We start from the raw sequence: 26,671 nt of genomic DNA, 5'->3' as shown, positions 1-26,671 counted from the left end.
AGACACCTCTCCGAATAGGAATAATATGGGTCCAAACAATTAACTCTCAAATAATATAACGGTTAACGATGTACAAATCTACTAGAATCATGCATCCTGTGAAGATAGCGTAAGTATCCTAGATCGGAGCGTGTTAACATGGACAAATACCCGGAAAATTATTTCGAGCATTTTATTTTCAGCCTGAGTACAACGAATCAAGAACTGAATGAGGCCGGGTTTACGGCATTGTCGAATTTATATATCGAAATCGAAGGAAGAGAAGCGTTCTCGAAGCTGATTCAAGAGATCGAATTCATTGAAGAGAACAAGGATTGGGACGAATTCGTGCAGGTAGCCGAAGAATTCGGCATGGAGAACATGGAGCTGGAGGACATTAAGAAACTGGCTGCATGTGCACGCGAAGTCCATCGAAATTGGAGAGAAATTAATGGCTAAGAGCATCATTCATCCCATACTTCGTCAAAGACTAGGTCTTCCAGATAATGAGACCATTGCGTTTGAGCATTTAGAAGATGTCTTAATCCAGATGGCTAAAGAGATTCCTTTTGAAAATCTGAGCATTATGGAGAATCGCAATGCTGCGATCACCATGGACAATCTATTTGACAAAATGATTCTTCGTAAAGAGGGAGGCTTGTGTTATGAATTGAATACGGTCCTTTATTATTTTCTATGCGAGAGTGGATTTCATACAACGATGGTTCGAGGCATTACCTATGACCATAATGAGAGTCAATGGAGCGCTGGCGGAAGAACGCATATCATCAATCTAATTGAACACAATGGGCAACCGTATCTAGTTGACTCTGGATTTGGAGGCAACCTCCCTTTAAAACCGGTTCCTTTGAACGGGGAAGTCGTTGTATCAGACAATGGCGAATTCCGAGTAGAAAGAGTAAACGGCGAGCACGGCGATTGCCTGTTGTATATGAAATTGAAGCATAAGCATGATGATTGGAAGATAGGCTATGCGTTCGATTCAACCAGGGGGATAAAGGACTTGTCGGAATTAGATGACGTACAGAATATAATCGTTCACCACCCGCAGTCCCGGTTTAACAAGAAGCCTTTACTGACTAAACGTACAGATCAAGGCAACATCACTTTAACGAATTCTTCCTTTACGCAGTGGATAGATGGCATCGAACACAAGCAAGAAATTAATGATGAGGCGATGTTTAAAGAGTTACTGAGGACGCATTTTGACTGGAAAGGTTAATGACAGGGTGCATCGCAGCGCGATATGAGGATAAGCACAAGGCGTCCTCTCATTGGAGAGGACGTCTCTTTGCTTATAACATGAAGGGTTTGATACGAAGAGTCGAACAACATGCGTACATCTCAGCATTCCATGTTGATATGCCCTTTTCTTTATACTTGTATATATCAGGTAATAAATGTTATTTTTGTTATTCGTATAATGTTTTTATTTCCTAAACTGTTATTCCGTTAGCCTTGCGACATGTGGTATTCTTAGCATAGCAGTAAAACGTTTTCATGGAATGTTCGGTCAAGTGCGGTAAGGATTTATTAGCAGAATCGGGAAAGCTTAACATATCGGCGCGTTATCGCTCGTGATGCTGAAGGAGGCGGGTTATGCGAAAGACAATTGGGCTTATGTTAGTCGCAGCGCTCGCTGCATCTTGGACATTGGCGGGCTGTTCGGGCAAGCAAGCAGAGGATGAGAACTCGGCGGGTAAGGGCAACACGCAAGCGGCAACAAGCAGCACACTTACCGTGCTGACGAATCGGGTGGATCTGATCGAGAATGGGAGAATGCTCAAGTATGCAGAACCATTCGAGCAGAAGCATCCGGGGCTTAAGGTGGAGTTCCAAGGCTTCAGCAATTATACGGCGGATATTATGGTGCATCTGTCCACACAGAATATGGGGGATGTGCTGCTGCTGCCGGCTAATATGCTGGCACAGGATTTCCCGCGGTACTTCGAACCGATGCCGAACGAGATGTTCGATTCCATTCGATTCGCGGATTATAAGGCATACGATGGCGTGCGTTATGGCATAGCGTCAGGCGCTTCAACGGTAGGCGTCGTATACAATAAGAAAGCTTTCGCGAAAGCGGGCATCGAAACACCGCCAGTTACGCTGGCGGAGTTCTATGAGGCGTGCAAGAAGCTGAAGCAGACGGGCATTACCCCGGTATATCTCAATTATGGTGCCCAATGGCCGCTCAAAATATGGGGAGAAGAGTTCGTCAGCTACATGACGGGCGATCCCGAGTACTTGAACAAGATGGCGAATTCGGACAAGCCTTGGGACCTGAGCAACCCGTGGGGGCAGTCGATGCAGATCGTGAAGACGCTTATAGACGGCGGCTATACAGAGCAAGGGTTGTTCAACAACCAGTGGGAGCTGTCGAAGAAGAAGCTTGCCGATGGCGAAGCGGCCATGTCGATTAACGGAAACTGGGTCATCAAACAGGTGATCGAAGCTGGCGCTAGCTCGGACGATATCGGTTACTTCCCTTTCCCGTATGACGATGGGGAGAAACGATTTGCTCCGCTCGTGCCTGACTGGTTCGTCGGTGTCAGCAAGTTCAGCACGCACAAAGAGCTGGCGAAGGAATGGGTCGATTACTTCGTGAAGCAGTCCGGATACGTGGAGGACGAAGGATTCTTGTCCGTCCGAATCAATGAGCAGTTGTCCGTATCGCCGCAGCAGGAGCAGTTCCTCTCCTACAAGCCGATCTTCGTGGAGAATGTACCGCCAAGCGATCAGATACTCCAAATCGCCGAGAAAGCGAAGGTGACGCTCTGGTCGGGGGAATACATTCAGGAATGGATCGCGTCCGAGAACCTGCAGCAGACCTTCGAGCAGTATAATGCGAGATGGCAGGAAGCTCGGAAGCAGATCATCAAATGATGGCCTGAGCTGCCTAAATATACGCATGAAAGAACCTCAAGCTCCGCTCTGAAGTGGAATTTGAGGTTCTTTTTGTTAGAAGGACGGTTCCAGACGAGCATCTGCAGGAGTGCGTGCAAATCTACATCTTTATTCAGCTAAAATGAATCTGTAGTGCTCAAAACCTGCGAATGTGCAGGTGTTGGTGCATGATAGGCGGTTATCGAATAGCTGTTGTTGAAATGCCTGCACTTTAGCAGGCTTGGCCGAACAAGTAAGGAAGTGTTTTGAATTTCCTGTATTTTTGCAGGTTTGCAGTAGGAGTACGGTTCTTATGCCGCACATACGTGCGTTTTAGAGATAGTGCTTATTCATTTCTAGAGGCCGCCTAATCGCATCTATCCAGATGAATGATCGTGCTTGTGTATCGTTGATCATAGCAGTAACGACTTCGTGCACCGCGTGCGTTGACAACGCGGTATGCGGCGTCAACACGGGATGCGGTGCTCGGTCACGCGTCGGCGGTCAAACCTTGCCGAGCTTATTGGTTTACTTGGATGCCAACTGCAGATTACGCTCCACCAAACTGATCCGCTGCTGTACGCATGCGTGCGAACGAAGCGGGTCTTCCGGCGTGTTCATGGCATAATCCAACAGTTGATCGACCGTCGTCGTAGCGACATGGCAGCGCGTATCGGAGGAAGCGTAGTAGATGTAGACGTCGCCATTGTCCTGCGCGATGACGCCGTTGCAGAATACAACGTTCGAGACGTCGCCGACGCGTTCGATGCCTTCAGGGGCAATGAAGTGACCGCCAGGCCGATGCGTTACCACATTCGGACGATCCAGCTCAGACAGGAAGACGTAGAGCACATAACGAAGTCCGGCAGCCGTGTTGCGAACGCCATGTGCGATATGCAGCCAGCCTTTGTCCGTCTTGATTGGAGCGGGACCTTGGCCGTTCTTTACTTCCTTGATCGTGTGATAGTGGCGGTGATCGATAATCGATTCGCTCTCAATTACGGCGTTCTCGATTGAGCGGGACAGTCCCCAGCCAATGCCGCCGCCTGATCCGGTATCGATGAAGCCGTCCTGCGGACGCGTGTAGAAAGCGTATTGGCCGTCTACAAACTCCGGATGCAGCACGACGTTGCGCTGTTGATTGGAGCTCGTCTTCAGGTCAGCGAGACGCTCCCATTCCGCGAGGTCCTTCGTACGGACGATGCCGCATTGCGCGACTGCGCTGGACAAGTCGCCTGGCGCTGCCTGCGGGTCCTTGCGCTCCGTGCAGAACAAGCCGTAAATCCAGCCGTCCTCGTGCTGAACGAGGCGCATGTCATATACGTTAATGTCTGGGTCATCCGTCTCCGGCAGCACGACAGGGCGGTCCCAGAAGCGGAAGCCGTCAATGCCGTTGTCGCTCTCCGCAACAGCGAAGAATGATTTGCGGTCATGGCCTTCGACGCGGGCAACGAGATAGAACTTGCCGTTCAGCGCGATGGCGCCAGGGTTGAAGACGCAGTTAATGCCAAGGCGTTCCATGAAGTAGGGATTCGTCTCCGGGTTGAAGTCGTATCGCCAGACAAGCGGCGCGTGATCGGCTGTTAGTACAGGATTCTCATAGCGGTCGAAAATGCCGTTGCCGAGCGGTGCTTTCATGTTCGGACGGGCAATAAGCTGTTCATAGTGTTCCGTTAGCTGTTGTTTGCGGGTGCGGAATGTATCGTTCATGGTAGTTCCTCCGATTTCTTCTTCAATTTGCTTACGTATTATTTCGTGTTAATGCTCAAGACGTTCCAGCATCTCCAGGCATGCACGGCCGTTATGATAAGGGCATTTCCATGCGCCGACCTTCGGGTGACCTACAGTTGGCTGACCTTCTCTTGTTACACTCCAATACCATTCGCCGTTCGTTCGGTCGATGAGGTAGGTCTGGATGAAATGCCAAGAGTGAGAAGCGGCTGCCGCATAACGCGAGTCGCCGGACAACTGATACGCATTGTAGAAGCCGACAACGGCTTCGGCTTGCGGCCACCAATCTTTATTCGTATCGATAAATCCGTGTTGATTCGCCTCGTTCGGAATGCCGCCATCGGGGTCAATGCCTTCCATTAGCGTTGCTTCGGCCATCTTGAGCGCAACCTGCTTCACTTCCGCGAGCAGCTCCTGATCGCCTAGCGCCTCAGCCGCCTCATGCAGCAGCCAGCTGCCCTCAATATCATGTCCGTATGAGATGTGATCGGACTTATTCGTCCACTGCTCATCGAAGAACAGCTTGAAGTGTCCCGACTCCTGATCCACGATATGCTTCACTGTAATCTCGATCAACTCCCGCAGGGCGAACTTCAACTCGTCGGAAGGCCATACGCGATATAGATTCGTATACCCTTCCAGCACGTGAAGATGGGTGTTCATCGATTTCTTCTCATTGAGATCTTTATTGCTGAGGCTAAGCTCATCCGTTGCCGTCCAATCTGCCGCAAGTGCTTCGATGTAACCAAGATGAATCGGATCGCGGCCATGCCGTTCGATCAACCGGAACAGCTCGATGGCTTCATCGAGCGCTTGTTGCTTGCCTGTTGCCCGGTAATATTCAGACAAAGCATAGATGCCGAAAGCTTGCCCGTAAACCTGCTTTTTGTCCGAGGAAGGTTTGCCCGCCGCGTCCAGCATCCAATACAATCCGCCATTGCGCGCATCAACGAAGTGTTCGCTGATATACGAATAAGCACGTTCAGCCATCTCCAAGTAGCTGCTGTTCTTGAACTGGCGATAAGCAGCGGAGAACGTCCATAGAATACGTGTGTTTAGAACGAGGCTTTTCTCCGCATCATATACACGTGTCATGTCTTGACTAATTTCACCAATAAAGCCGCCGTTAACGGGGTCCAAGGAATGCTGCTGCCAGAAGCCCAGAATGTTATCGCTAAGTTCCCGTCGAATCTCATCCGCCCATTGCATCTTCGATATTGTCGTCATCATCATCGGATGGACGTCTCCCATTCCTTCACCTTCTGTGCGTAATAATTGGCTACGGCCGACTCGCCAGCCTTCGCATACATGCAGTAATCGTCATTAGCTGACGCTTCGTTCTCCGCATAAAGAATAGCAGGCCAGTCCCACAGCATGAAGCCGCCCACCCATTCGCGGTTGTCGCAGCGTTCGAACATCGTCTCCAGATAGCGCTTCTGAACCGATTCGTCCGGCGCTCCGGCGAGGTTCCAGTCATTCGGCAGATGCTCGGAGCCTTGGCGGCTCGGGCAGCCGGCCTCCATGAAGAAGAACGGTTTATCATATTTCTTCACGACAGTCTCGATGCGGTCAAGCTGACGATCCCAATCGCCGATCGGATAATAACCGCTTGCCGAGATGACGTCTACGGCATCCCACCAGGAGACGCGGTCTTCCTGATATTTGTCGCAGTTGTACGTAATCGTTCCGGAATAAACCGTTCTTACCTTATCGATCAGCGTTCTCCATTCCGCTTCGCGGCGGTCGGTCTGAACCATCTCGCAGCCGATGCAGAGCATCTCGCATCCCGTTTCCTCCGCAATAGCAGCGTAGTGGAGGATGAAGGCGGTATAGGAAGCGAACCACTCGGACCACTTCGGTTCGCAAGGCACATCATGATCGAAGAAGTTGATATGGGCACGCCAAGTGCCATCCGCACAGTTGACGACCGGCTTCAGACAGACGTTAAGACCAAGCTGCTTCGCTTTGCAGATCGCATTGCGAACTTCTTCGTCCGTTACAGTAGGTTCATCTTGATAAGTGATCGTTGTCGCTTGCGGATGAGCTTGGTAAGCGGCGAATGTGATCGCTGTCCAGTTGACCTGCAAACGTTCGGCCATAAGCTCCATCGACTTCATCGCTTCTTGCTTCGCCCAAGTGCCTCTAACGCCGGTCCATCCCCAGGTCATTCCACCAATAAAATCATTTGGTTTAATCATGTTCAGCTCTCCAATCAATATTGTTAGCATAACAAATTTAATGTTTGTTATCATAGGGTAATCGAAGGCCCAGGCTTTTGGCAATAGCTCGAAATGAAAAAGTTAATGGAAACGCTTCATCTCTTATTAATAGAGTATAACGACTAGAAAAACTACCCTGTAACACATCTTTACAGTTGACGGATAAGATTGCGGCTTTGTCGGATAAAGAAGTAATTTGAAGACTAGAAAAGATATTTCAGACCATTTTATTGCGAAATGGGAGGGGTTATACTCAATTTGCAAGCGGTACCAAACATTAATCGAGGGGGATTTAGACGTGAAAAAATCTTTATCGTTATTGTTAGTTAGTGCAATGGCGCTAACAATGTTAGCGGGCTGCGGAAACGACGACAAGAAAGAAGAGACGAAGCCGGCGGACACGGGCAAGGAGTCGACTGAAGCAGCGACAGGAACGGATGCAGAAGCGGGAAGCACGGATGGAGCAGGCGACATCAGCGGCAAAGTCGTGTTCCTGACGAACCGGACGGACATGGTCGGCAAGCAGTATGACGATTACAAGAAACGGTTCGAAGAGAAATATCCGAACGTGAAGATCGAATTCGAAGCGGTATTGGACTATGAGAAAACAGAGAAGATCCGTATCGCGACGGGCGACTATCCTGACGTTGTCCTGATCGGACCGGGCATTCCGAACTCGGACTTCCCGAAATATTTTGCGCCGCTCGACGATATTCAGTTCTCTGGCGACATCAGCTTCAAGGATCTGAAAGCATACGAGGGCAAGATGTATGGCGTATCCTCCGGCGGCAGCACGGTTGGCGTTGTCTACAATAAGAAAGCATTCGAGAAAGCGGGCATCACGGAAGTGCCGAAGACGCTCGACGAGTTCTACGCGGATGCACAGAAGCTGAAGGATGCCGGCATTACGCCGCTTGCTTCGAACTTCCGGGACAAATGGCCGCTCGACGCATGGATCTATGATGTGCCGACGATGATCGGCGGGGTATCGGATCACCAGAACAAACGCGCGGACACTGACACGCCGTACACGATGGATGGCGTATATGGCCAATCGTGGTCGATCCTTCGCACGTTGAATGAGAAAGGCTTCCTCGAGAAGGACATCAACTCGACGAACTGGGAGAATTCCAAGAAGGACGTCGCGCAAGGCAAATTCGGTATGTACCTGCTCGGCAACTGGGTCATTAACCAAGTGATCGAGAACGGCGCAGCTTCGGAAGACATCGGCTTCTTCCCGTTCCCTACGGATAACTCCGGCACGCTGAAAGCTCCGCTGAACCCGGACTGGTTCTATGGCGTGAACAAGGACGGCAACGTTGCAGCTGCTAAGGCGTTCGTGAAATGGATGATCGAAGAATCCGGCTTCGACGATTTCGCTGGCCTCATCCCAACGCTGAAGGACAAGCAATCGAGCCTGGCGCAATTGGCCGAGTTCAACGGCTACAACCCGCAATACATCGAGGCAGGTCCTCCGAACGACGTCGCAACGTCGATCCAGAACGCTGCGCAGATCGATCAAGGCAAAGTCGTTCAAGAGTTCGTCCTTGCGCCGGATCCGCAATCGATCCTGGACAAATACAACAAGCTGTGGGAAAAAGCAAAAAAATCGGTCGTGAAATAAGTTAATGTTGCGTAGGGAACGGGTGTCGTTCATGACATCCGTTCCTGTGACGCGCTTGATCGGCAACGCTGATAGGCTATCGGCAATACAAGCTATGGGAGAGGAATGGGTGCCATGCTCAGCAGGCTTCCTTTTGGAACACAAAAGAAAATCATTATTATATCGTTCGTCGCGCTGCCTCTACTGCTCCTATTAACCTTTTCCTATTACCCTGCACTAGAGTTGATTCGGCTCAGCTTTACGAACTGGGACGGCATGAGCCAGGACAAGGATTGGATTGGTTTACAGAACTACCGTGAAGTGTTCAGCAACTCGGAAATCTTCGGTGTCTTCAAGCATAACATCGCTTATTTTGTAGTTGGTATTGTGCAAAATATTGCCGCCATCTACTTCGCAGTTATATTGAACGGCAAGCTCAAAGGGAAGTATTTCTTCCGGCTGCTGTTGTTCCTGCCGTACATTCTGAATGGCGTCGCGGTCGCTTACGCATTCGGATATGTGTTTGATACAACGAACGGATCGCTTAATTTCCTACTTGGCAGTGTAGGACTTGGCTCGGAGACGAGCTGGCTTGGAACAGAGAAGTTCGTTAACTATACGCTGGCGTCCATCGGCTTCTGGCGTTTCATGGGCTTTAACATGGTCATCTATCTAGCGGCGCTTCAATCGATCCCTGGCGATCTATATGAAGCTGCATCCATCGACGGGGCAAGCAAATGGCAGCAATTCCGTTTCATTACGGTGCCTAATATCTACAAAATCATCGAGCTGAACCTATTCCTGACCGTAACGGGCGCGCTGGAAGTATTCGACCTTCCATTCGTACTGACGCTGGGCGGACCGGCGGGTTCGAGCGAAACCTTCGTGATGAAAATTCTCGAGACTGCATTCCAGTTTAACAACTATGGGCTTGCATCTGCGATGAGCGTAGTCTTGTTGATATTTGTCGTTATCGTATTGTCGATTCAACGATTCTTCTTAAGCAGGAAGGGGGACTGACGGTGACTAGAGAGAATCCGGTCTGGACCTTCATCAAATATTTATCGCTCGCAATAGCGGCGTTCGGCATTCTGTTTCCACCTTATGTGATCGTTGCCAACGCCTTCAAGACGCCGGAAGAATTCACGGACAAGTCGACGATGTCGCTGCCGGACAGCTTCCTGAACTTCAGCAATTTCGGCGATGCCTTCGTGCAAGCGGATATGGGGCGCGCTTTCGGCAACACGCTCATCATTCTCGGCATAACGCTTGTACTAAATGTGCTGCTGGGCTCCGCCTTCTGTTATGCAGTGTCGCGGTTCAAGTTCAAGCTGCAAGGGCCGCTGGTAGGGCTGTTCCTATTCGCAACGATCATCCCGCAGATTACGACGCAGGTCGTGAACTACAAGACGATTCAAGGCCTTGGGCTGACGAACCATCTGATGGGACCAACGCTGTTGTATGTGGGCGCTGATATTTTGCAAATTTATATTTATCTGCAGTTCATTCGCAATATCCCGTATGACCTGGACGAGGCAGCGATGATGGAAGGCGCGTCTTTGTTCAAAATCTTCTATTCCATCATTCTGCCGCTTCTCGGACCCGCGACGGCGACGGTGGTCATCCTGAAGACGATCTCGATCTACAACGATATGTATACGCCGTATCTGTACTTGTCCAAGCCGGACAAGGTCGTTGTGTCGACCGCGCTCATGCGATTCTTCGGCGTGAACAGCGGCGACTGGCAGATGATCTCGTCAGCGATTCTGATCATTATGATTCCGACGGCTGTGATGTATCTGTTCTTGCAAAAGTATATTTTCGCAGGAGTCACGAGCGGTGCAGTCAAGTAGCTTTCATGTGTGCAGGAGGGGACTGGTTAGGTTCCCTCCTATTTACGGACGTTTATTGTAAGCGCTTTATATGGTGGCGGCTGTAAGTAATAAGGAGGTGAACACGGCAGGCGGCTTTGGTTGGAGCGAGGGGTACATAGGTTTTTGATCACAATAGGATGGAGCGTGAATGGGTTGAACAAAGGAAAGAGTGGATCAAGCGCGATATTGGCTGCAATGCTGACGGCATCGCTGCTTGTGACAGGGACGGCGCAGGCTGCGGGCTCGGGCTTGTCGGAAGCGAATGCGGCTAAGGTGGAAAAGCAGCTAGTTGAGGGCGGAAATGCTAAAGTGGCGGTGAATTGGGCCGATGCCGTTATGACGAAGTGGGCAGGCAACGGCATTATTAAGGGCACCGTGGATGGTTCTCTGAACCCGAATGGCAAGGTGACGCGGGCACAGCTTGTTACGATTATGAATCGACTGTTCGGGTACTATGTGAAATCGGACAAAATGTTTGCGGATGTACCTAGCGGTGCTTGGTATGAGAATGAGCTGAGCATTGCACGCGAGGCAGGGTACTATCAGGGTTATGAGAACAATAAGGCCGAGGCTGCGGCGAACGTAACGAGGCAGGATGCGGTGACGTTAATGGCTCGCGTGTTCCAGCTTGCGAATGCAAGCGAGGGTCAGAGCCTGAACTTTAAGGATTCAACGGCTATTCGTTCCTACGCGCGTGAAGCGATTGCGGCTATGAGCGGCGTTATTCAGGGCTACGCAGATGGTACGTTCCGTCCGAATGGGGAAATTACACGTGCCGAACTGATGACGATCATCGACCGTCTTGTCGCGGGCTTCTATTATAAGGCGGGTACATTCGTCGGTGGAGAGATCAAGGGTAATGCACTCATTAATCATACCGGTGTAACGCTGACGGATGCGTCGATTTCAGGCAATCTGTATCTCGCTCCAGGTATTGCGGATGGCGAAGTGACGATCGACAAGGTATCGGTGACAGGCAAGACAATCGCTGCCGGGGGCGGCGATCATTCGATTCATGTGAACGATAGCAAGCTTGCTCAGCTGATTATCGATCGTGCGGAAGGCAGTGTTCGTATCGTCGTGGCTGATGGTTCTTCGGTGGGGGCGGTTATGTTTAACTCCGCTGGACAGCTCGTGATCGAGGATGGCTCCTCTGTTGGTTCGATCACGGTAAGCGCTGATGCCGCTGGTTCTTCATTCGATTTCCAAGGACTTAATGGCGAGGTGTCGATCACGCTTCAAGGCGGCAGCATCATCATTAATGGGGAGACGATCGCGAAGAGCGGAACGTATACGTGGAAGGATGGTAAGCTTCAGGTTGGCGGTACGGGCAATGAAACGGGCACGGCTGGAACGGGCGGTTCAGGCGGCAGTGGCAGCGGTTCGACGGGATCGACCGTCAATCTTGTCGACAATCAGGCGTCGGCAGAGACGAAGTCGCTGTTCGCTTATTTGCAGCAGACGCGCGGGCAGGAATTGCTGTTCGGCCATCAGCATGATACGGATGTGTCGTTCGCAGGCAAGGATGACGACGGCAATGTGATCTCGGATGTGAAGAACGGCGTTGGCGATTATCCGGCTGTGTTCGGCTGGGATACGTTAAGTCTGGACGGACGAGAGAATCCGCCGGGCGTCTCTGGCGATTATGAAGCAAGCCGGCTTGGCCTTACGGCAGCGATGAAGCATGCGCATGAGCTGGGCGGCATCGTGACGCTTAGCACGCACCCTTACAACTTCGTGACGGGCGGCAGTTTCAATGATACGAGCAATACGGCAGGCGCGACGAAGTCGGTCGTCACGCGGGTTTTGCCAGGCGGCGATAACAACGATGCATTCAATGCTTATCTGGATCGCATTGCGGATTTCGCCAATGGGCTGAAGGATGATAACGGCAAGTTGATTCCAATGTTGTTCCGTCCATTCCATGAGCAGAACGGCAGCTGGTTCTGGTGGGGAGCGGCGACAACAACGAAGGCGGAATATGTGGAGCTGTATCGCTATACGGTTGAGTATTTGCGCGATGTGAAGCATGTACGCAACTTCTTGTACGTGTATTCGCCGAACGGCTCGTTCAACGGCAGCGAGAACGAATATTTGACGACGTATCCGGGCGACGATTATGTCGATATTCTCGGGATGGACCAATACGACAGCCGCGACAGTGCGGGCAGCGACTCGTTCCTGAACGGATTGGTGAAGGATCTGAAGATGATTAGCCAGGTCGCTGACCGTAAGGGTAAGATTGCGACGCTGTCGGAATACGGCTACAGCGCGCAAGGGATGAAGGTATCGGGCAACAACGAGAAGCAATGGTTCACGAAGGTGATGAATGCGATCAAGAATGATTCGGATGCGAAGCGTATCGCTTATATGCTTACGTGGGCGAACTTCGATGACGAACGCAATCTGTTCGTTCCTTATAAGAATGTCGCGGGCAAAGGCGATCATGAGCTGCTCGAAGATTTTGTCCATTACTATGAGGATCCATATACCGCATTCGCAGGTGAGATTCGCGGCGATAACGTATACGGCCAGTCGCCGAATGCGGCAGCTGAGCAGCCGTTCCTTCATATCGTATCGCCGACGAATGTAGGTACGGCAAGCGAAGCGACGACGGTGATTCGTGCGAAAGTGAATGACGCTTCTCCGACGAAGGTGACGTACAGCATTGGCGCTGGCGGCGAAGAAACAGAGATGACGCTGGATAGCAAGGGCTACTACGCTGGCGATTGGAAACCGAGTGCGGAGCTCAATGGCAAGTCCGCATCGATTACAGTACGTGCGTATTTGCCGAATGGAACGACGCTGGAGCAGCAAATCTCGGTGTTCGTGAAGGTGCCGGAGCTGGCGCTTCGTACGTTTACATTCGATACGGCGGAGGATGCGCAGGCGACGGTTAGCGATTTTGGCCATTGGCCGGACAGTATGGCAATGAGCTTGGGTCATGCGGCGGTCGGCAATGACGGCAAGCTGGCGATTAACGTGGCTAGCGGTCTGTCTGCTGCTGACACGTGGCAGGAGATGAAGCTGAAGCTGACGGATACGGCATTGGATGGCGTGACTTTGTCGCGGGTGCAGCGCTTGAAACTGTCGGCACTTATTCCGGTATCTGCGGGCGGGGCTGGCGCTTCGATCCAGGCGATTGCGATGTATCAGGATGCTTGGGATGTAAAGTATGGCGAGAATGCTACGAAGATGACGCTGGCGGATTTGCCGAAGGTTACGGTAGACGGCGTTGATTATTACCAATACAATGCTGCGATTGAACTGAATAATGGTGGGGCGGCTGCACTGGCGGAGGGATTGATCGTCTCTCTCGTAGGCAGCGGACTGTCTTCGTCGGCTCCGATCTCGATTCTGGTCGATGATCTTGGACTTTATAACGCATATACGGCGCCAGTGCTGGACACGAGCCTTGTTGACGATTTCGAAGGCTATAGCGGTTCGACGGATGCGCTTGCCGCTAAGTATTCCAAGGTTGTCTCAGGCGGTACGTTCAGCATTGCGCTGGATAGCGATATCAAATCGGGCGGCGAATATGGCATGAAGCTCCAGTATACGTTTGACCCGAATGCGCAGGGTTATGTCGGTGTGAATCGAAGCTTGGGCACCGTTGACTGGTCGGGCAATAATGCGCTGAAGCTGTGGCTGAAGACTGGCGAGTCAGGGGAGTTCGCAGAGACAGGCAAGCCGCTTAAGCTTGTCGTGCAGGTTGTCATGAACGGTACGTATTACGAAGCTTATCCAATGCTTGCGACGTCGAGCGAATACCCGCTTGTCATTCCGCTGCGCGATTTCAAGGTTGCGCCTTGGAGTTCAGGCGGTCCTGTTACGAAAGAAGCACTGAAGTCGGTAACGAACTTCAATCTATACGTGAATGCAATGGACAATGACAGCCACAGCGGAGAGCTGTATGTCGATGAGATCCGCGCGGTTCATCAGGACGGGCTCCCAGAGCCTGGCGATCATAATGAGCAGCCGGGAACGCCGGCAGGCGTGCTGTACGATTTCCAATCGGCAGATGATCTGACAGGCTGGAAGCTGGAGAACAACAATGCGAGTGCTTCTACTATTGGATACGATGCAGGGGAAGGCGCATTGTCGGTTGATTTCCCTCTGGGCAATGGCGGTACGCCTTCTTCCGCTCAAGCGTTCGAGCTTGTTACTTATCCAACTGGGCTTGATCTGTCCAAGCTGGATACGATGACGGCTAATGTGAAGCTGAGCCAAGGAACGGCCAAGGCTCGTCTATTCCTGAAGAGCGGCAGCGGCTGGACTTGGGTGGACAGCGGTACGTCGGTTGCGATCGATTCGAATGGTTATACGGCGCTGACGATCGCATTGAAGGACGCAGCTGCTATCGCGGGTGTGAAGCTGAGCGATATTAAGCTGATCGGCATTAAGCTCGAAGAGGTTGGCGATGGCACGGGAACGGCGAAGCTGCTGCTCAAGGATATTGCATTGGCGGAGGCGCTGCCAGAGATATCGTTCGGGTTCGACTCGGATACGCAGGGCTGGACGGGTAACTCCGCTGGTAATCTGACGGTTACACATGATGTGTATATGAACAGCGGGCAAGATTATGGTGTGCTGAAGACAGCAGTGACGTGGCCGACCGGCAGTCCTTACCTGGCGGTCAGCAAGGCGGGCAGCCTAGATCTGAGCAGCTTCAAAGGGTTGACCGCTAAAGTGAAGATCGATTCAGCGGTTGCAGGCGTTCAAGCGAAGCTGTTCATTCAGCTGCGCAACTGGGTCGTGTGGATCGATTCCGGCGCGCTGTCGGCAGACGGCAATGGCTTCGTCACGTTCGCGATCGATTTCTCGAATATGAGTCCATATGTGCCTACTGGCGCTGTGTCTTTCACGGCTGACGACTTGAAGTCGGTCAATGCGATCGGCATCCAGATCGTGACGCCAAGCGGCGAATCGGGCACGGCGAATGTGTACGTCGATGAAGTGAAGGCGTATCGTTAGGATGAGTTGAAGTGAAGGCGCATCGTTAAGTGAATAGGACCTCGGCTTCCACGTTAGGTGGGGGCGAGGTCCTTTTTGCAATGGCGTCGTGTTGGCATTTGGGTGCTCAAGGTGTTGGTATAACGTATTCGTCGTGCTAACGGACTGCAAGGACCTTAATGGGTCAAATTGAAGAAATAGATGGGTTACGGACTACACAGACCCTATTCACCTCAAAATGATGCAGAATCGGTTTAAACAAAATAAATAGAGTCCACATAGTCCGTAAGCGAGCAAAAGTGGTGAAATATCGCAAAGTAGAGTCACTATTGTCCGTTAGTGGGCAATTGTTACGTAACTAATGATATTCGTATACATTACCGCAAGATATGCAAGGTTTCGGACAATAATCGGGAAGTTTATGCATTTATTTAATGTTACATTAAGATCAAACAGGCTATATAGAATGTGCTGCAAGCATGGCGGAATCCATATAGCCCATAATCATTAGGAGGAGCTTTTATATGGTTAAAAGATTGGGAGCACAGCTGTATACCGTTCGGGATTACTGCAAAACGCCTGAAGAGTTCGATGTTACGCTCCGAAAGATCAAGGATATGGGCTATACCACCGTTCAGGCTTCTGCGCTATGGCATTTGCCGGTAGATGAAGTAGCTTCAATTGCACGTTCGCACGATCTAAGCATTGTGCTTACCCATATGGGATACGATCGGTTTACGAACGATCTGGACGCTTTGATCAAGGACCACCATACGCTGGGGTGCAAGCTGGCTGGCCTAGGCGGATTGCCGCAAGAATTCAGGAACGAAGAAGGTTATAAAGCTTTCGCGAAACAATTCCGTGCTATTGCGGATGAGCTTGGCCGGAACGGGCTCAAGTTTAGTTACCATAACCATCAGTTTGAGTTCGAGCGGTTTCAAGGGAAGACAGGCTTGGAGCTCCTCATGGAGAATACGAACCCGGAGACCTTCCTGTTCACGTTAGATACGTATTGGGTTCAGGCTGGCGGCGGCAATCCGGCAGCATGGATTCGCAAATTGAACCAACGGATTGAAGCGATCCATTTGAAAGATATGTCGATCATGGACTCCCAGCCAATAATGGCTGAGGTGATGGAAGGAAATCTGGATTGGACGGATATTCTTCCTGCCTGCGAGGAAGCGGGAGTGGAGTGGTATCTGATCGAGCGGGATGCAGGGCCGGTCGAAGCTTTCGAGAGCCTTCAGATCAGCTATAATAATCTGAGCAAAGTCGGATTTGCTTGATGGATCGTAATAAAAATGTTTGCAAGCTGGCTCTGGTACTGTACCGGGGTCAGCTTGGTTTTTGCTTGGCCCCCTGTATTTAGTTGCTTGAACAAACAGCCACTCTGGCATCCCGCGTCTAACGGTTGCCGGAGTGGCTATTATGGTGAAATGACGGTAATTGACGCGCTAGCGGTTGGGAGAGAGGTTATTGGTGCGATTTGATAGGCCAGTTGGTAAGAAACCGAGTACATAAGCATCGCAGCAACCGTTAACGCTCAGAAACAAGCCGATTGAGCGGAATAAGCATTGTGACAACCGTTAAGGAGCCGAGGCTAGAGCAAACATCAACAAGGCTGTCTCTAGCGCAACCAACCCTCCCGGCACACTCCCCGTTCAAACGCTACTCGTTCGAAACGATCAGCCGCAGCTTGCCTTCCAGCTCGTACGAGCCGAAGCCGACAGGGAGGATGAAATGTGCGCCCTTCGGCAGCTCATAGCTCTGGCCGTCCGCGCGAAGCACGCCGCTGCCTTCGATGACACTGAGAATCTTATACTTCTGCTCGCCGCCAGGCGGCTTTGCCTTGCCGTCTACAACCCATTTCTCAACGGTAAAGAAGTCGTTGGACACAAAGCTGGTAATTACGATACCATCAGCCTCGCGCGTGTCGTAGCTTCCCGCAACATAGGATTGCGGAATCGTCGTTACGTCGATCGCTTTCTCCAGATGAAGCTCGCGCAGATTGCCGTCCTTGTCTCGACGATCATAGTCGTATACACGGTATGTCGTATCCGAGCTCTGCTGCGTTTCCAGTACGACGACGCCGCGGCCAAGCGCGTGGATCGTGCCGCTAGGCACGTAGAAGAAGTCGCCGGCTTTGACTGGAATCGACGTGAGCAGGTCATTCCACTTGCCCTCCTGGATCAACTGTACCAATTGCTCCTTGGTTTGAGCTTCGTGCCCATAGATAATCGATGCGCCCGGCTCGGCGTCAACGATGTACCAGCATTCGGTTTTGCCCAGCTCGCCGTTCTCGTGAACGCCTGCGTATGCATCGTCTGGATGCACCTGAACGGACAGATCGTCGGAAGCGTCAAGTATCTTCGTCAGAAGCGGGAATACAGCGGACTTGGAACCGAACAGCTCAGGGTGAGCGGTCCAGAGCTGGCCAAGCTTCAGTCCATCATACGGTCCGCCGCTAACGACGCTCTGACCATTCGGATGTGCGGATACGGCCCAGCATTCGCCGGTTGCGCTGCTTGGAATATCGTATTGGAACAGCTCGTTTAGCTTCGTGCCGCCCCAAATGCGTTCTTGAAAGACGGGCTGAAGAAAGATTGGTTGACTCATTATGCATCAAGCTCCTTATTGGTGCGTTCGCATCGTCCAGCTGTAAACCGAACTTTTTGAACACGAACTATTTGTAATCGATATGAATGAGAGCCGCGGCGCCAATTAGGCCGGCTTCTTGCGACAGCGCAGCGGGAACAACGCGTGTACGGCGGCCGGACGGGTTAAGCGCGTGCTTCTGAATATAGCTTGTAACGGCATCGAACAGCGGAGCGCCAACCTGCGATACGCCGCCGCCGATAATGATAAGCTCAGGGTCAAGCGTATTGATCATCGTTACGCAGCCGACGCCGATATAACCGAATACGCGGTCCACAAGCTCTTTCACAGCGGCATTCTCGCCGCTGAACGCAAGCTCGAATGCTTCCTTCGAGCTCACTTCACGGCCAATAAGCTCACCAGCCATCCGTGCAATAGCCGTACCGGAAGCAATATATTCGAGACAGCCTTTCTGCCCGCATGGGCAAGTGCCAACGGATGGATCAATAACGATATGACCGATATCCCCCGCGTTGCCCGTTGCGCCTGTAATAAGCTTGCCGTGGCTGAAGATGCCTGCTCCGATCCCTGTGCTCACCGTTATGAACACGAAATGGTCGGATTCCTTCCCCGCGCCGATCCAGCGCTCAGCCAGTGCGGCAGCTGTCGCATCGTTCTCGAACGTGATCGGCAGGCTGAAGTGTCGTTTCATCGAATCGACGATCGGGAATCCCCACCAATCCCGCAGGTTCGGCGGCTCGGCGATAATGCCCTTCTTCGTATCGAGCGGGCCTGGGGCGCCTATACCGATACCTTTCAGTGACGAAGCGGACACACCCGCATTGTCGATCAGTTTATTTACTGCTGCAGCAATTTCGTCCACCATGAGCGATGGGTCAGAGCCGGTTGGTAATGCCGTCTTCATCAGTAACTGCCCATTCGAATCAACAAGCCCGATAGCGGTTTTCGTTCCGCCAATATCAATGCCAACTGCATATTGCAAAGGTTGCAGCCTCCTTGGTTGTCTACTTGACAAACTTGACAAATTACTTTTTGTAAAGTAAAGTTGAGCCTAGTCTATCACGTACGGGAAGGAATGAAAAGAGATGGCTAGGAAAAAGAAAGTATCGATGCAAGACATCGCAGATCATCTCGGCATTTCGAAAAATGCGGTGTCGCTCGCATTGCTGAACAAGCAAGGCGTAAGCGCCGACATGCGAAACAAAATCATTGAGGCGGCCAAGCAATTAGGCTATGGCCCTTATGGCGATCAGCCCGTGGCGAGCGGCACCGTCTTAGTGCTCGTGCCGGAACGAATCATGAGTTATGAGGACAATGAGCACTTCAAATTTTTCCACGATATGATCTGGGGTTTGGAGAAGAGCATTCGTGCCCGGGGATTGAATGCTGTCATTGCACCGATTGATGCGGAGATGGAAGCAAACCTTATCCTTCCGCGGCATTGTACAGAGCTAAACTACAAAGGAATCATTCTGTTCGGCATCGTTGATCGCGCATACGCGGAGGTCGTATGGGAGTTGGATGTGCCGCTGGTCATGCTCGACTCCTATCATTCGGGGCTGCCTTGTCCAGTTGTAGCATCGGATAATGTGGAGGGCGCCTACGAAGGGGTATCGGTATTGATTCAAGCGGGTCACCGCGATATCGGATTCATCGGGCCAACGAACTTGACGTCCAGCCATCAGGAGCGGTGGTTCGGTTATTGGAGGGCCATGACGGAGAATGGACTGCCGATTGATCCCGCGAAGGTGATGGCTTCTTCGGTTGGTTTTCAAGATACGAAGGCGGAGCTGGGCACGTATCTCGACGGGCTGAAGCAACTGCCGACGGCTTTCTTCTGCGGCAACGACCGCATCGCCTATCTACTTGCAAGCCAGCTTCGCGTTAGAGGTATTCGTGTGCCGGAGGACGTCTCGATCGTAGGTTTTGATGATCTGAAATACGAGGAATCGGAAGGACTCCGGCTAACGACGATGCGAGTGGAGAAGGCGCGTCTATGCAGCGCTGCGATCGACATGCTGCTGAAGACGGAAGGCAAATTCAGGGAGACGTTTCGTCACTATATCCGACCTGCCCTAGTTACGCGCGAATCGGTTCGCAAATGTTAGTCCCGTTCCATAGCTAACGATGCTAACATGAAATAACAAACAAGTGCGGCAGCTAACATTTTGTCGTATAATGAGGGCAACATTCGACTTTGGTGCGTGGTCACAAGTCCGGTCGTGTGGACTTTGTGAACAGCCTTTGTTAGGGCGGAAGGACTAGGATGATTAACGTGAGACGTTGGGTCGGATCGGCATGGTCCAAGCTGATGGACATGCCTATGGAGCGTAAGCTGCTATTCGTTTTTCTCGTTATTATTGTGCTGCCGCTCACGTTCATCGGGTACGTCTCGTATTCGAATTATACGAACTCGATCGAGAAGACGACCGTATCGTATTCGGCGAACTTGATGACTGCGATGATGGAACGAACGGATGATTACATCGACGATATGATGCGCATCTCGTCCATCCCGGCCTACCAGGCGGAGATTAAGCAAAATCTCATTCGATCCAATGCATATTACGCGTCGCGGCAGCCTGCTAGTGGAGGCGATCAAGCGCCCGAAGATTTGAATCAAGTGCTGTTGATTCAACGCGGGATTCAATCTTCCGTGAAGTTCATCAACAATATGAAGCGCGGAGCCAACGTTGTTTATATTTTCGACGAATATGGCAATGGGTATTACTCAACGGAGTCCGGCGCTGTCCGCATGGACTTGGAGCAGAGCTACAACCAATGGAAGGAGCTGTCTGCGAATTCCGGAGGGAAGGCGATATTGCTGGGCACCGAGGCCTATACAAGCATACTGAACAGCAACAAATATGCGTTCACCGTCGTTCGCAAAATATTGGACGACGCCACGCTGCAGCCGATCGGCTTGATCGCCGTCGATACCGATATCGGAGTAATCGAGGATCAAATGGTGGAGATGGACAAGTTGACGCAGGGCATCTCCTTCATCGTCGACGAGAATGGCGGGATTATCTATGACAGCGACAAGGAGCATCATGCCAAGTCGATCATCCAATCGCCCGAGCTGCTGCATGTGAGCGAAGGCAGCGGAAGCTTCTACGCGACCGTCGACGGTGTGGACCAGCTGGTCATGTACACAACTTCACCGAACACGCATTGGAAGCTGTACGTGCTTATCCCCGAACGGGAGCTCAAGAGCGATTCGATTCGCATTCGGAACGTGACGTGGGCGGCAACTTTCGTCTCGCTTGCGCTTGCGCTGCTCATATCGACGCTGCTTTCTTATGCACTAACCAAGCCTTTGCGTAAAATGATGCGCCTCATGCGCACCGTTCAAGAGGGCGATTTCTCCGTTCAGTTTCCGGTTAAGCGGCGGGACGAGACGGGTCAGCTCGGTCATCAATTCAATCGGATGATCGTCCGGATCGACCAGCTCATCAAGGAAATCTATGAGATGGAAACGAAGAAGAACGAGGCGGAGATGTTTGCGCTGCAGACGCAGATCAATCCGCATTTTATGTATAACACGCTGGAGACGATCCGGATGGTTGCCGAGCTGAACGATGATGAAGCGGCGTCGGACATGCTGTTTGTATTCGGGAAGCTGCTCCGTTACAGCATCGGCGAGGTTCGAGAGAGGACGGTCATCGGGGCGGAGCTGGAGCATGTTCGCAATTATGTCGAGATGCTCAACTATCGCTATCCGAACCGATTCGATCTGCGCATTGACGCGGATGCCTCCTATGAACAAATCCCAACGCTTAAGCTGCTGCTGCAGCCGATCGTCGAGAATGCCATCTATCATGGCCTGGACGATCGGAAAGCGGTTATGCGAATCGATATTCGAGTGGATCAATCGGACCAATTCCTGCTCGTGCATGTGATCGATGACGGCATCGGGATGACGCCGGAAACGCGGGAGCGGCTCAATTTATCTTTTGCAGGCGTAGATGTCAGCAAGCCGAGCCGGGGAGGAATCGGATTGCGGAACGTATGCGAGCGCATTAAGCTGCATTATGGACATCGTTATGGCATGCAGGTACTCGAAGGACCGGAAGGCGGTACGGAAGTTGTGTTGAGACTGCCGCTGCCACAGCCTGATACGATAAGCGATTAAAAGTTCGTGTTCACGTGCATTTAAAGGAGATAGGGGATAGTAGCGTGACGAAAAAAGTGACGATGCAGCAAATCGCAGACCATCTGGGCGTGTCCAAATATGTGGTCTCCAAAGCGCTCTCCGGCAAGAAAGGCGTAAGCGAGGCGACCAAGGAACGCGTCATCCAGGTCGCGTCGCAGTTGGGATACTTCGCCCAGAACAGCGGTTATATGAAACCGATCAAGCTGGGACGGGAAGAGGAAGAGAAGCCGAATTCGGACATTCGGCAGTCGGTGCTCGTCTTGATGCCGAACATCCGCTTCCAGACGCGGGACTCGCTGTATTGGGGACGCATTCTGGATGGGATCTCAAAACGTCTGGAAGACAAGGGCATCGGCATGGTTATCGTAATGGAGCAAAATGCGGAAACGTTCATGCATTTGCTCAATCCTGAGGGCATTCTCGGCATGATTGGCGTCGGCGAGATCGCTTCTTCGATGCTGCTGGAGATTCATCGGCTGGGCGTGACGACAGTGCTCGTTGACCACGAGGATCCGCTCATTCCGTCGGATACGCTGTTCGCCAACAACTATGACTGCATGTACCGCCTAACGAAGCATCTGATCGGCATCGGGCACCGGAGCATTGGATTTATTGGCAACGTGCGCTATTCCCGCAGCTTCTTCGATCGTTGGAACGGATTCCGCGGTGCATTGGAGGAGTACGAGCTGTGGAACGGGCAGGAGCATCTGACGCAGCTGGACATCATGGAACATTACGATGAGCCGATCAAGCAGTGGCTGCTTCGCCGCAAGAAGCTGCGCGCGCTTCCAACGGCGCTCGTATGCGCGAACGACTCGCTTGCGCTTGATGCTTGTAAAGCGATTCAAGAGCTGGGACTAGCGGTTCCTGAAGATATATCCATATCGGGGTTCGATAATATCGACGATACGGTTCGTCATTCCCCGGCTATCACAACGGTTAACGTACCCAAAGAGATGCTGGGCGCGAGAGCGGTTGATAGGCTGCTCGAGCGATTGGATCGTCCCAAAGAGCCGCTCGAGAAAATTCTTATCGCCGGCGAAGTGATTTATCGGGAATCGATAGCGGGCAACAAATAATAAAAGGCGTTTGCTTGCGGTGACAGCCGAACCGCATTCGCGCCATTTTACGCCGAAGAAGGTGATCTTCACTGCTGAAAGTTATGATTGTCGACGACGAGGAAGTCATCTGCCAAGGCTTGATCAAAATCCTTACGAAGCTCATTCCGAATCTGGAAGTGCTCGGGGCGTATCATAACGGCGCGGTCGCTTGGGACCATTTTGCACAATTAAGCCAGCGGGGGCTGGATGTCGTCATTACCGATATTAAGATGCCGTTCATGGACGGCATTGAGCTGATCCGAAAGATTCGCGAGGTCGATTCGAAGGTAGACATTATTGTGCTAAGCGGATTCGATGAGTTCGAGTATGCAAGAGAGGCGCTGCGCAACGGGGTCAAAGACTACTTGCTCAAGCCTATCGATAAGGCTCAGCTGCAGAAGGCACTGCAGCAGATTGAAACTTCGCGCCGCGAAGCCGATCTGTTGAAGCAGGATCTGGAGCAGCCGCTGCAGGATCGGGAGCATCATGCGGTCGAGATGGTGAAGGAAGTGCTGAAGAAAACGTATGATCAGCCTTTCGAGCTGGAGAAGCTGGCGCAGTCAACGGGCATGCAGAGCAACTATCTGAGCCGATTGTTCAAGAGTCAGACGAACATGACGATCACCGATTATTTGATACAGCTGCGGATCGAGAAGGCGAAGGAGCTGCTGGTCGGCAATCCTTCGTTGCGCAACTACGAGATTGCCCAGCAGGTCGGCTACCATGACCCTGTATATTTCAACAAGCTGTTCAAGAAGATCGTCGGCATCACCCCGAAGGATTATAAGAGCAAAAGATGGCCTGGAGCGGAATAAGCGCTTCGGGCTTTTTTGTTGTTCGGAGACGGATGGTTTGGTGAATAGGGAGGACTAAATTTGCGAATTCAGGGATTCTTGTTAGCGTTCTTAACGATAACAAAACAAATCATTTTAGGCTTCTGGTAATGGGCGTGAGGAAGGTGATTAGGGCTGGCAAACGGTGAACCAAAGCGTGTTGTAGTCCGTACGAACGCTTCGATTAGGTCTTAATAACTTCAGTTGGAGTTTGATCAATCTTGTTAGTATTGTTAGTTTTGTTATTTATATATTGACATATATTGATAACAAATATTATATTTTATCTCGTGATGAACGTCGATTGAACTCGGCGCTCAGCTCAACAACATGGTATCCTCTCCACGATAGCTCCTCAACGCTGCGTCTATCAGCACGTCAGTCCTATCCGGCTTCCACCATTTAAAAGCGCTTTCATTCAGTTGTTCGATAAGCGAAGGGAGGGGTGTCTTTCTTGTCTCTTTAAGCTCACGTTTGGATACACAACCAGCCTAAAGTAAGCTGCAAGGAATGTTGGTTCAACCATTTCAGGAGGGTGATTATGAGAAAGCTGTTAGCGTATGCGATGATGATTAGTTTGTTGTTTAGCGGATTGTTGATTCCCGCGAAGGCGAGTGCTGCAACCAATATCGCGCTGAACCGGCCGGCTGCTTCAAGCTCGAACGAGGATAGCGGCAAGACGGCTGTGTTAGCATTCGATGGTAATGGCTCTACGCGTTGGTCCTCTGTTTATTCGGATCCGCAATGGATTAGCGTTGATCTTGGTTCAGCGAAAGCGATTAATGGCGTCATGTTGAATTGGGAGGCTGCTTACGGCAAGGCGTATCAAATTCAGACGTCGCCGGATAACAGTACATGGACGACAGTTTATACGACAACAACGGGCGATGGCGGCATCGATAACATTTCTTTCTCGTCGCAGAATGCACGCTATGTCCGCATGTACGGTACGCAGCGAGGAACAGGTTACGGCTACTCGCTGTGGGACTTCGAAGTGTACGCGACGGGCGATACAACAACCAATCCGGTTGACTCGGGGCCAGTATCCGGTAAAGTGTATACGCTTACCGCAGCTCACAGCGGCAAAAATCTCGAAGTGGACGGCGGATCGACATCAGACGGAGCGAACGTGCAGCAGTGGTCGGACAACGGGAAAGCGCAGCAGCGCTGGAAAGTTGTTGATGCCGGCGGCGGTTACTATAAGCTGCTTGCCCAATCGTCTGGCAAAGCGCTTGAGGTTGCAGGCGGTGCAACGTACGATGGCGCGAACGTCCAGCAGTGGACGGATAACGGCCAGACGAATCAGCAGTGGCAGATCATCAGCCTCGGCAGCGGTTATTACAAGCTGATCTCGCGTGCAAGCGGCAAAGCGCTCGACGTCGTCGGCGGCTACACGAACGACGGCGCGAATGTGCAGCAGTGGACGGATAACGGGAATTCGCAGCAGAAGTGGAAGTTCACGGAGGTAACGGCTTCGACGACCGATACGACGGCACCCACTGTACCCGCCAGCCTTGCAAGCAATGGGAAGACGGACACGACCGTCAGCCTGACCTGGGCGGCGTCGACGGACAATGTGGGGGTAACGGGCTACGATATTTACAACGGCTCGACCAAGGTTGGTACGAGCGCAACGACAAGTTACACCGTGAATGGCTTGACCGCCAATACGACGTACAGCTTCACGGTGAAAGCTTATGATGCGGCGGGCAACGTATCGGCGGCGAGCAGCGCGCTAAGTGTGACGACGAATGCGCCAGCGGCGACGAGCGCCGGATTTTATATCAAAGGAACGACGCTGTATGATGCGAACGGCAAACCGTTCGTCATGCGGGGCATCAACCATGCGTACACCTGGTACAAGGGACAGGAGTCGGTGGCCATTCCGGCAATCGCGAAGACCGGCGCCAATACGGTACGTCTGGTGTTGTCGGATGGACAGCAGTGGACGAAGGACAGCCTCTCGACGATCCAGAGCCTCATTTCGTTGTGCGAACAGAACAAATTGGTCGTCATCTTGGAAGTGCATGACGGTACAGGTTCTGACAGTACGACCGTGCTGGACAATATTGCGAATTATTGGATTGAGATGAAAAGCGTCTTGATCGGCAAAGAGAAAACGGTCATCTTGAACATCGCCAATGAATGGTACGGCACATGGAACGGAGCGGGATGGGCAGCCGGGTACAAGTCGGCGATTCCGAAGCTGCGCAATGCCGGCATCAAGAATACGATCATGGTGGACGGCGCAGGCTGGGGGCAGTATCCGCAATCGATCGCAGACTACGGAACAGAGGTATTCAATGCTGATCCTCAGAAAAATACGATGTTCTCCATCCACATGTACGAGTACGCTGGCGCGAACGCCTCGACGGTCAAATCCAATATCGACAGCGTCCTGAACAAGGGTCTTGCAGTCGTCATCGGCGAATTCGGCATTAAGCATACGAATGGCGATGTCGATGAAGCGACGATTATGAGCTACAGCCAAGAGAAGGGCGTAGGCTACCTCGGTTGGTCTTGGAAGGGTAATGGTTCCGGTCTTGAATACCTGGACATGTCGAATGACTGGGCGGGCACGAGCTACACGGAGCAGGGCAATGCCATTATTAACGGTACTTATGGGATCAAAGCGACGTCCAAGCTAGCGTCTGTATTCTAACAGCAGCGGCCTTAATCGTGGCAAAATGAGAAAGAGGG

General features: G+C 51.8%; 18 protein-coding genes. 13 read left to right on the top strand and 5 right to left on the bottom strand.

Features of this window, described 5'->3' with window-relative positions:
• Nucleotides 1-138: 138 nt before the first annotated feature.
• The 3 genes from SBI19_RS12125 to SBI19_RS12115 all read left to right on the top strand — a co-directional run bounded on the left by SBI19_RS12125 (nt 139) and on the right by SBI19_RS12115 (nt 2,886).
• Complete coding sequence (locus SBI19_RS12125) at nt 139-438, top strand: hypothetical protein (RefSeq protein WP_317968405.1); 300 nt, start codon at nt 139-141, stop codon at nt 436-438.
• Nucleotides 431-1,222 carry an arylamine N-acetyltransferase family protein gene (locus SBI19_RS12120; RefSeq protein ID WP_317968403.1) on the top strand — a complete coding sequence of 264 codons (792 nt, stop codon included), beginning with the start codon at nt 431-433 and terminating at the stop codon, nt 1,220-1,222. Before SBI19_RS12125 ends, SBI19_RS12120 begins: the two co-directional genes overlap by 8 nt.
• Before the next feature lie 377 nt (nt 1,223-1,599).
• Nucleotides 1,600-2,886, top strand: a complete 1,287-nt coding sequence (locus SBI19_RS12115; RefSeq protein ID WP_317968401.1) for an ABC transporter substrate-binding protein — start codon at nt 1,600-1,602, stop codon at nt 2,884-2,886.
• Nucleotides 2,887-3,414: 528 nt separating this feature from the next.
• Here the strand turns inward: SBI19_RS12115 and SBI19_RS12110 are convergent.
• The 3 genes from SBI19_RS12110 to SBI19_RS12100 are packed head-to-tail and all read right to left on the bottom strand — an operon-like array spanning nt 3,415 to nt 6,815.
• Nucleotides 3,415-4,596, bottom strand: a complete 1,182-nt coding sequence (locus SBI19_RS12110; protein ID WP_317968399.1) for a glycoside hydrolase family 130 protein — start codon at nt 4,594-4,596, stop codon at nt 3,415-3,417.
• Between the two features lie 48 nt (nt 4,597-4,644).
• Nucleotides 4,645-5,847 (bottom strand): AGE family epimerase/isomerase, encoded by a 1,203-nt coding sequence (locus SBI19_RS12105; RefSeq protein WP_483312279.1) that lies wholly within the window; start codon nt 5,845-5,847, stop codon nt 4,645-4,647.
• On the bottom strand, nt 5,847-6,815 hold the full coding sequence (locus tag SBI19_RS12100) for a glycoside hydrolase family 113 (protein ID WP_317968397.1): 969 nt from the start codon (nt 6,813-6,815) through the stop codon (nt 5,847-5,849). Before SBI19_RS12100 ends, SBI19_RS12105 begins: the two co-directional genes overlap by 1 nt.
• A gap of 319 nt (nt 6,816-7,134) precedes the next feature.
• Here SBI19_RS12100 and SBI19_RS12095 point away from each other — a divergent pair, with 319 nt between their 5' ends.
• The 5 genes from SBI19_RS12095 to SBI19_RS12075 all read left to right on the top strand — a co-directional run bounded on the left by SBI19_RS12095 (nt 7,135) and on the right by SBI19_RS12075 (nt 16,552).
• Complete coding sequence (locus SBI19_RS12095) at nt 7,135-8,460, top strand: ABC transporter substrate-binding protein (RefSeq protein WP_317968395.1); 1,326 nt, start codon at nt 7,135-7,137, stop codon at nt 8,458-8,460.
• Nucleotides 8,461-8,574: 114 nt separating this feature from the next.
• Complete coding sequence (locus SBI19_RS12090; RefSeq protein ID WP_317968393.1) at nt 8,575-9,459, top strand: carbohydrate ABC transporter permease; 885 nt, start codon at nt 8,575-8,577, stop codon at nt 9,457-9,459.
• A 2-nt stretch (nt 9,460-9,461) separates the two neighbouring features.
• On the top strand, nt 9,462-10,292 hold the full coding sequence (locus SBI19_RS12085) for a carbohydrate ABC transporter permease (RefSeq protein WP_317968391.1): 831 nt from the start codon (nt 9,462-9,464) through the stop codon (nt 10,290-10,292).
• Nucleotides 10,293-10,466: 174 nt separating this feature from the next.
• Nucleotides 10,467-15,287: a glycosyl hydrolase gene (locus tag SBI19_RS12080; RefSeq protein ID WP_317968389.1), complete on the top strand. Its 4,821-nt coding sequence runs from the start codon at nt 10,467-10,469 to the stop codon at nt 15,285-15,287.
• 503 nt (nt 15,288-15,790) lie between these two features.
• Nucleotides 15,791-16,552 carry a sugar phosphate isomerase/epimerase family protein gene (locus SBI19_RS12075; RefSeq protein WP_317968387.1) on the top strand — a complete coding sequence of 254 codons (762 nt, stop codon included), beginning with the start codon at nt 15,791-15,793 and terminating at the stop codon, nt 16,550-16,552.
• A gap of 382 nt (nt 16,553-16,934) precedes the next feature.
• On the opposite strand, the gene manA is transcribed toward SBI19_RS12075, so the two are convergent.
• Both manA and SBI19_RS12065 read right to left on the bottom strand, forming a co-directional pair.
• Nucleotides 16,935-17,882: a mannose-6-phosphate isomerase, class I gene (manA, locus tag SBI19_RS12070; protein WP_317968385.1), complete on the bottom strand. Its 948-nt coding sequence runs from the start codon at nt 17,880-17,882 to the stop codon at nt 16,935-16,937.
• Nucleotides 17,883-17,949: 67 nt separating this feature from the next.
• Nucleotides 17,950-18,864, bottom strand: a complete 915-nt coding sequence (locus SBI19_RS12065) for an ROK family protein (RefSeq protein WP_317968383.1) — start codon at nt 18,862-18,864, stop codon at nt 17,950-17,952.
• Between the two features lie 103 nt (nt 18,865-18,967).
• Between SBI19_RS12065 and SBI19_RS12060 the strand changes: the two genes are divergently transcribed.
• The 5 genes from SBI19_RS12060 (at nt 18,968) to SBI19_RS12040 (ending at nt 26,633) form a co-directional block, all read left to right on the top strand.
• A complete protein-coding gene (locus SBI19_RS12060; RefSeq protein ID WP_317968381.1) occupies nt 18,968-19,990 on the top strand; it encodes a LacI family DNA-binding transcriptional regulator in 1,023 nt (340 codons plus the stop codon).
• Between the two features lie 158 nt (nt 19,991-20,148).
• Nucleotides 20,149-22,017, top strand: a complete 1,869-nt coding sequence (locus tag SBI19_RS12055; protein ID WP_317968379.1) for a cache domain-containing sensor histidine kinase — start codon at nt 20,149-20,151, stop codon at nt 22,015-22,017.
• A 44-nt stretch (nt 22,018-22,061) separates the two neighbouring features.
• Nucleotides 22,062-23,117 carry a LacI family DNA-binding transcriptional regulator gene (locus tag SBI19_RS12050; RefSeq protein WP_317968377.1) on the top strand — a complete coding sequence of 352 codons (1,056 nt, stop codon included), beginning with the start codon at nt 22,062-22,064 and terminating at the stop codon, nt 23,115-23,117.
• A gap of 83 nt (nt 23,118-23,200) precedes the next feature.
• Nucleotides 23,201-23,953, top strand: a complete 753-nt coding sequence (locus SBI19_RS12045) for a response regulator transcription factor (protein ID WP_317968375.1) — start codon at nt 23,201-23,203, stop codon at nt 23,951-23,953.
• A 559-nt stretch (nt 23,954-24,512) separates the two neighbouring features.
• Complete coding sequence (locus SBI19_RS12040) at nt 24,513-26,633, top strand: cellulase family glycosylhydrolase (RefSeq protein WP_317968373.1); 2,121 nt, start codon at nt 24,513-24,515, stop codon at nt 26,631-26,633.
• Nucleotides 26,634-26,671: the final 38 nt, after the last annotated feature.

The organism is Paenibacillus sp. CCS19, from assembly GCF_033239625.1.
In the GTDB taxonomy this organism is placed as follows: domain Bacteria; phylum Bacillota; class Bacilli; order Paenibacillales; family Paenibacillaceae; genus Paenibacillus_T.
Note: the sequence above shows the minus strand (reverse complement) of the source record. Positions and strands in the feature narration are given on the sequence as shown.